Raw genomic sequence first — 6572 nt, 5'->3', positions numbered from 1 at the left:
GTAATCGCTTCAATGGCTTCAAGGCTTTTGCGTTCAGGCAACTGATCAAAATCAAGTTGAAAGGAATTCCACCATGCACGTCCCGTCCAAGCGGGTATAAAGCGGGCTGTAATCTCTAACCATCTCAACCCCATCTCTATTGCCATAACAGATCCGCGCAGGCGTTGCCATGCAAGCCCTTGGTCAATCAAATCATAGAGGTTTGGAACATAAGGTGTAAGTTCACCAAGCCCGTATTCTTCAATCAACCACGGCAAAAAGCGGGGAGGGCGCGTGATCAATTTAGCACGTGAAATCCCCAAAACAGAACCATCAATATCTTGATGAAAATCGCAAGCATCGGCAAGGCGCTTTTCAAATTCTGTTGCGTTTGTGGGAAGGAGGGAACCAACCATTAGCGGGCATACCCCTTAAAGTTTAAGGTGATTTTTCCAATCGATAAAATTTCTTCATCACAAACCATACTGTCTTGTGTTGGAGTAATGGCAATGACTTTTTGGACACCAGAAATCATTAGTTTTGAAATCCACCACGACAAACTTAATTCACGACCAATGGCTTGTTCTTGTTTCCAAGCCGTGCGTAAATTTTCTTCCATTGTCGTGAGAATTTTCAAAGATGTTTCTGGTAACAACCAAACATCTGCTTCTAAATCCAGCACTTTTTTAACAGCAGCGTGAACAATGATTGTATCATTGGTCATGATGATATTTTTTTTGTGAAGAGCTTCTGAAACTGTTTGTATGAGATCTTCAGAGGCCGTTCCTTCTTCATTGTTGCCAAAAAGAGCAACATAGATGGTTGGGTCTTTGCCTTTACGGTAAACAATCGCATCCTTAACACGACTATCTGCTGTTAAGGCTATAAGCTTGTAATAGGGCTCTGTCCCGCTCCCATTACCACCACGGGCATGAAGCTCTATGCGTTCACGATATCTCTCGTCACTTTCCCCTTCCATGCGGGCAAGACCATGCCAGTTTCCCAAAGCGTCAAGAGATTCACCGGTTGCAAAATCAAGAATGTTGTTGCGTGCCGCTTCGTTAATACGCTGTCTTAAAAGCAGTTCTCGATAGCTAAAAGCCTCTATGACTTTTACAGCCGGATCACTTTCAAGAATGGTATATTCAGGCAAAAGCTCTTTTAAATGGGTAAGAGCCGCAGCGCGTATTTCCTCAAAAGAAAGTTCTGTGATGATTTCCGGTTTTGCAAGCACTCCATTCATTTTATCAGTAATCCTTCCATGGTAATGGGCTTGCCGGATGGCAAATAAATGCCTTCAAAGGACAAAGAAACTTGTCCAGTCTCACTCCATTTAAAATCAATTTTTTTCAATTTAAAACGCGGTTCCCACTTGTCTAAAGCCTCAGCAACAGCGGCATAAAGGGCAACAGCAAAAGCATTATTAACCGGTGCATCAATGAGTTCAGCAACGCGTGAACCATAGTCACGCCGCATTACACGCGAACCAATCCGCGTTGACAAAATGTCAAGGATTGATTGGCGCAAATGATCAATTCCGGTTAATGGCTTTCCTGTTGTACGGTCCATTCCACTGTTCAATTGGGACCTCCTGTCATAGAGCCACCAGGAAAAACACCGCCATGAACATGTGTTGCTCCTACATTGGTGCCGTTATGTCTTAATCCACTTGAGTGAATGGAAACATTATTCCCAGAATGAAGAGAGAGACTATCATTCGAATTCAGTGAAATGCCATCACCAGCCTTCAAAGAGATGCCGCCTTTTGCGTTTAAATTTATATCGCTTTCTGAAACAATCTTTATGCCTTCCGGTGCCGTAAGCTCTAGCTTGCCACCATCACCTTTTAGTGACACACCATCAGCGATTGTCAGGATAAACTTTCCGCCGGATTTGATGTGAATTCCATAAGTATTTTGTTCATCATCATATTCAAGGCTGGTTCCATCAGGGTATATCGTTCGGTGAATGCTGCCCTTATCGGCTGCTTGATTAGCATCGGTATGAAGTGAACCAACAATCACCCCTTGTGATAAATCTCCGGATGACGAGACAACAATCACTTGCTCTCCGATATCACGCCCTTCATAAGAGCGTGTTTTACCGGCGCGGGCTTGTGTGTCTGGAATCCAGTCACTGACAAGATTGCCACTTTTTACCCGATAGCGTGCGTTTTTATGGTCGACATGGCTAATTTTTCCCACCACAACCATATTGGCCACACGTCTCTTTAGATCTGTGATTTCTTTATCGCGCCGCTCTAACATGAGTAACCTCGATTTTATGGTATTTATCTTTATTTCTCACGCCTGTTTCTGGTTCAAAGCTTAAGAAAGGTTCAACGATTCTTGCTGTTACACTGCCGTCTTCTTCATCCATGTTGGGGATATTTGTCACATAAATGACTTCAAAGGTTAGAATTGCACCATGGAGTGCTAAGGCGCCATTATCGCCAAAGGCAAAAGCAATATTTTGCAGGCGGCATGTCTCAACGGTATTATTAAGATTGGGATTGGCATAGAAAATCTCTTCAATTTCCCATGCTAATTGGTCAACAAAGCGTGCACCATCTTCACATGTTGCATAGCATTCAACATCTACTGTTAAAACACGCCGCCTTACTCCATAATCATAGCCATCTTCAATCGTTTCACTTTGTGTTGAGATATTAATTGCAGGCGTGTTCTCAACGGAAAAGTTGAAGTCACGCATATTGAAAACATTGTCACCAGCAGCCGTCTTTGCTGCTTTGATCAACGCAACAAATGTTTCTCTTATCGTCTCGCGGGGATGCATGGGGACTCCTGTCCAATTAAGTGTATAAAATGATTGACTAGGATTAATAATGATACTATTATTGGTTATGAACAATAAAGTTGAAAAAATAATTAGCTTGATGAAAGCATCACCAAAGAACATTAAGTTTTCAGATTTGTTGGCTGTATGTGTCTATTTCTTTGGAGAACCACGGAACAATGGTTCAAGTCATTTTGTTTTTAAAACCCCGTGGCTTGGTGACCCACGTGTGAATATTCAAAAAGATTCTGGTAACAAAGCAAAAGCTTATCAAGTCAAACAAGTCTTACAAGCGATAGAAAGGATGAAACATGAACAATAATCATTATACATATCGTGTTTTGTGGTCGCAAGAAGATGAGGAATATGTCGGATTGTGTGCAGAATTCCCATCCCTTTCATGGTTAGATGCTCAAGCAGAGAAAGCTTTAAAAGGCATTATGGACCTTGTTTCAGAAGTTGTGGAGGACATGCAACATAATGGAGAAGAAGTTCCTGTGCCTTTGTCACATGGTAAATACAGTGGTAAGTTTCAATTAAGAATACCACCAGAACTCCATAGAAAACTTGCAATACAAGCCGCTGAAAATGGTGTGAGTTTAAACAGATACATTTCTTCTAAACTTTGAATCTTTTAAAATTCTATACACATCAAAAGAAATTTAATTTTTATGAAAACCTCTAAATTAAAACAAATGCCCGTTTTTAAGACGGATGAAGAAGCAGAAAACTTTATTGATACTGCAGATCTTACAGATTATGACTTAACTGGTTTTAAACCCGTTCATTTTGAGTTCTTACCTAAAGAAGCGTCTATGAATATTCGCTTGCCTCAAGCGCTTATGAAGGCTTTAAAGGAAAAAGCTAAAAATCAAGCTATCCCTTATACACGCTATGTTAGGCATCGGATTGAACAGGATTTACGAAAAAGTCATCGGAATTAACCCCCTCCCCATTTTAAGAACGGGAAGGGGAGTTCTATTTTTTAAATTAAGCAACCTTTTTAATGGGGCTCTCTAAATCTGATTCGTAAGCTCGCAATAAAGGTAACATAACTGTAGGAAACTCTGAATCGCCAAAATCTGTTAGAACTGTTAAGATTTTAAGTATATTTGGCACCTCATCTTGAAGTTTGAAAATCAAAGCTTTTTCTACCAAACTCATGATGTTAATCAGAGCTGTACACTCTTTTTCATTAATATTTTCATCATTAGAAAACTGATATAAAGCTATCCATAAATCGCATAAGAAGTCGATACTGGTGTTCATTGTACACCTCCATGGATTTGTTCTCTCAAACATGCCAATCCTTTTGGTGTGATTTTTGTTGAAGGGAGCACCTTTTCTGTACCATCCGGTCTTTGAATGGTGATAGCAGGACAGTCCATGAATCCTTTCTTGATCTTATCCTGATAAGGTAACAGCGGCGCCCCTGGAGCCCGTCGATATACCCAGTCATGTTTACGCAAATAATCGGTTAAGTCCTTTGGTCGTACTTCAAGCATTTTCGCTGCTTCGATAAGACCAAACAACCCATCAGAGAGCTTTAAACCTTCCAAAGCTTCTGCTTTTGGTGCTAATTCTGCAATAACATGATCTTTCTGCTCAATTTGACTTTGTAAATGGTTCAAGACACCAAGTAATGCCTCGGGTTTAGAGTAGTCAACTTGTGATGCAGCTATCTGTGGTGTTGCTGCTTGTTTCAAAAGTCGTTCACATTTGATAAAGTATTGACGTGCTTCATGCCCTTTATCATTACGCTCTATCATCGAAAGATGTTTAGCCATGTCTAACGTAATGTGGTATTCTTTTACCTTTCCACCCCGGTAAAAATTTACCGCAGTTATAAAGTTTATATTTTCCTGAAATTTACATTCTTTAACGCGATTTTTAATCCAATTTCTAAATTCAGACTTTATTTCCAAAAACGCATGCAAATCACGCGCCTTAACAGTTTCCTGATCAATAACCCGTTCTTTAATTTCTATAAGAGTGTTCATAGTGAACTCCTTGGTAATAGACGTTTTTGATTGACACCCTTTAAAAAGTGCCGGGTGCTCAAAAACACGGTACCAAGTCCGTCGTTACGCTTTTCCCGCAAGGGTATTGTATAGCGTAACCACACCCGACAATATCATTATATGCGTGTAACATACAATGAGTCAAAGCCTTTAATGTGCGGAAAATAAACTATCTCGGTAGCTCGCCCGTTTGGTATTTAAGGTGTTTTTGAGGCACCTGATTCGATTATTCATACTCCTACTATAATGTCAAGCCACTTTCGATAATTTTTAAATTTTTGCTATTGGCAATTTGTAATTATTGTAAAAAAAGAGTTGATTTATACCTTAAGATAAAATATATTCAACTTATTAAGATTAATTATCCGTCCTTTGGAGTTCTATTTGATGCTTACATCCTTTGGTAAAACCTTACGGAAACTCCGTATTGATCATGCAGAACGCCTTTTAGATATGGCTAAAAAATTAGATATATCTGTAGCATTTTTATCTTCTGTTGAGATTGGCAAAAAATCTGTACCTGTTGGTATGGAAGAAAAGATTATAGAATTATACGATTTAGATCAAGATATGGCTTCTCGCTTAAGACAAGAGGCTGATGCTTGCCGCAAAAGTTTTACAATAAAGTCTTCTAATTCATCCACAGGTGAACTTGTTGGTATGTTTGCTAGAGTTATAGATAACATTTCTCCAGAAGATGTAGAAAAAATGAAAAAATTAATGAAACAGATAAAAGAAAAAAAAGGTAAGTAGAAGGTGAAGAAAAGTATTGATTACGAAGTTCCTCCTTATAGTTGGGAGAAAATTGGTTTTTTTACTGATTTACTTCGAAAAGAACTGAAATTGTTAGATTACCAAGCTTTCCCAGTTATGGATTTTGCTGAATACATTTTGCCTACTATGAGACCAGGATATTGTTTACATATCGCAGATGAGGAAGAACTTGGAAATGTGGGTGGTTTAACAGATCCGCAAGGCAAATTCATTGTTTTAAGAGAGGATATTTATAAAGATGCGTACGATGATAATGGTCGCGCAAGATTTACAGTTGCTCATGAACTTGGTCATCTTTTTTTACATACAAATTTACCTTTTCAACGCGTAGTCAATTCTCATGAAATACCTGTCTATCGCAGTGCAGAAAAACAAGCTAACCAATTTGCTGCTGAGCTTTTAATGCCACGTTCAGGAATGTCAAGATTTAAGACTCCAAGAGAGGTAGCTAATTTCTATGGAGTTTCATTACAAGCAGCAGAGATTAGGATAAATTACATGATGAATTATTTTAAATCACAACAATAATGGGTTTGAGCTGCAACTCAAACCCATAAAGAGTTTACGTTAGGTTATGGTTCGCTAACGTAAAACCAGACAGGAAACAGCAAGATGCAACCTGTAACAACAAGCGGAATTGTATCATTGTAAATGTTTCCTGTCTAGGTCAATTCACCTTAAAAGGAACTTCCATGTATAATACAAATAAGTTTAAAGAAAGTAAAACCTACGTTTTTCGCACATGGCGTAGATGTCCTTATACAGGTCAAAAACTTTACGCAAAACACTATGGGCGAAAGGCTTGGCGTATTCCAATTGAGTGAGTGATAAAAAAAGCAGAAGGGGGATATTTTATTCCCCTTCTGCATCTCAGAAATGTAATCAAAACTGCTTGTTAGGTGGAGATTCGTTACGCAAGATAAGTTTATACATACCGGATTCTGAGGCTTGGACATCTGTGACAGTGAAGTGCTCTTGAGAAGAGGGGGCTTTGTTGTTTTC

13 protein-coding genes are annotated in these 6572 nt (G+C 39.1%); 6 read left to right on the top strand and 7 right to left on the bottom strand.

Annotation, left to right across the window (positions count from 1 at the left end; all coding sequences use genetic code 11):
* From ACFILA_RS08860 to ACFILA_RS08840, 5 genes are all read right to left on the bottom strand, one after another.
* Window positions 1–395: phage tail protein (locus ACFILA_RS08860; protein ID WP_375661043.1), on the bottom strand; the 395-nt coding region annotated here is incomplete at its 3' end.
* On the bottom strand, window positions 395–1222 hold the full coding sequence (locus ACFILA_RS08855; RefSeq protein ID WP_375661042.1) for a baseplate J/gp47 family protein: 828 nt from the start codon (window positions 1220–1222) through the stop codon (window positions 395–397). The genes ACFILA_RS08860 and ACFILA_RS08855, both read right to left, overlap by 1 nt.
* Window positions 1219–1560, bottom strand: a complete 342-nt coding sequence (locus ACFILA_RS08850; RefSeq protein WP_375643690.1) for a GPW/gp25 family protein — start codon at window positions 1558–1560, stop codon at window positions 1219–1221. Before ACFILA_RS08850 ends, ACFILA_RS08855 begins: the two co-directional genes overlap by 4 nt.
* Complete coding sequence (locus ACFILA_RS08845) at window positions 1557–2246, bottom strand: phage baseplate assembly protein V (protein WP_375661041.1); 690 nt, start codon at window positions 2244–2246, stop codon at window positions 1557–1559. Before ACFILA_RS08845 ends, ACFILA_RS08850 begins: the two co-directional genes overlap by 4 nt.
* A complete protein-coding gene (locus ACFILA_RS08840) occupies window positions 2227–2775 on the bottom strand; it encodes a hypothetical protein (protein ID WP_375661045.1) in 549 nt (182 codons plus the stop codon). The genes ACFILA_RS08845 and ACFILA_RS08840 overlap by 20 nt, the downstream gene beginning before the upstream one ends.
* Window positions 2776–2914: 139 nt before the next feature.
* Between ACFILA_RS08840 and ACFILA_RS08835 the strand changes: the two genes are divergently transcribed.
* Genes ACFILA_RS08835 through ACFILA_RS08825 form a run of 3 tightly spaced genes read left to right on the top strand, consistent with a single transcriptional unit; the run spans window position 2915 to window position 3719 of the window.
* On the top strand, window positions 2915–3097 hold the full coding sequence (locus ACFILA_RS08835; protein ID WP_375661040.1) for a hypothetical protein: 183 nt from the start codon (window positions 2915–2917) through the stop codon (window positions 3095–3097).
* Complete coding sequence (locus tag ACFILA_RS08830) at window positions 3087–3404, top strand: type II toxin-antitoxin system HicB family antitoxin (RefSeq protein WP_004856761.1); 318 nt, start codon at window positions 3087–3089, stop codon at window positions 3402–3404. The genes ACFILA_RS08835 and ACFILA_RS08830 overlap by 11 nt, the downstream gene beginning before the upstream one ends.
* Window positions 3405–3446: 42 nt before the next feature.
* Complete coding sequence (locus tag ACFILA_RS08825) at window positions 3447–3719, top strand: CopG family antitoxin (RefSeq protein ID WP_375661039.1); 273 nt, start codon at window positions 3447–3449, stop codon at window positions 3717–3719.
* A gap of 46 nt (window positions 3720–3765) precedes the next feature.
* On the opposite strand, the gene ACFILA_RS08820 is transcribed toward ACFILA_RS08825, so the two are convergent.
* Together ACFILA_RS08820 and ACFILA_RS08815 are read right to left on the bottom strand one after the other, a co-directional pair.
* Window positions 3766–4044, bottom strand: coding sequence for a hypothetical protein (locus ACFILA_RS08820; protein ID WP_375631756.1), 279 nt, complete (start codon window positions 4042–4044; stop codon window positions 3766–3768).
* On the bottom strand, window positions 4041–4775 hold the full coding sequence (locus tag ACFILA_RS08815) for an antA/AntB antirepressor family protein (protein WP_375661038.1): 735 nt from the start codon (window positions 4773–4775) through the stop codon (window positions 4041–4043). The genes ACFILA_RS08820 and ACFILA_RS08815 overlap by 4 nt, the downstream gene beginning before the upstream one ends.
* A 408-nt stretch (window positions 4776–5183) precedes the next feature.
* Between ACFILA_RS08815 and ACFILA_RS08810 the strand changes: the two genes are divergently transcribed.
* The 3 genes from ACFILA_RS08810 to ACFILA_RS08800 all read left to right on the top strand — a co-directional run bounded on the left by ACFILA_RS08810 (window position 5184) and on the right by ACFILA_RS08800 (window position 6394).
* Entirely contained in the window at window positions 5184–5549 is a 366-nt protein-coding gene (locus ACFILA_RS08810; protein ID WP_375661044.1) for an XRE family transcriptional regulator, read from the top strand.
* Window positions 5550–5552: 3 nt separating this feature from the next.
* On the top strand, window positions 5553–6098 hold the full coding sequence (locus tag ACFILA_RS08805) for an ImmA/IrrE family metallo-endopeptidase (RefSeq protein WP_375637814.1): 546 nt from the start codon (window positions 5553–5555) through the stop codon (window positions 6096–6098).
* Between the two features lie 164 nt (window positions 6099–6262).
* A complete protein-coding gene (locus ACFILA_RS08800) occupies window positions 6263–6394 on the top strand; it encodes a hypothetical protein (RefSeq protein WP_375661037.1) in 132 nt (43 codons plus the stop codon).
* Window positions 6395–6572: the final 178 nt, after the last annotated feature.

Source organism: Bartonella sp. CL71SXKL, assembly GCF_042194935.1.
GTDB lineage: Bacteria > Pseudomonadota > Alphaproteobacteria > Rhizobiales > Rhizobiaceae > Bartonella.
The sequence above is the reverse complement of the archived record's forward strand: the minus strand, read 5'-3'. Positions and strand labels throughout refer to the sequence as shown.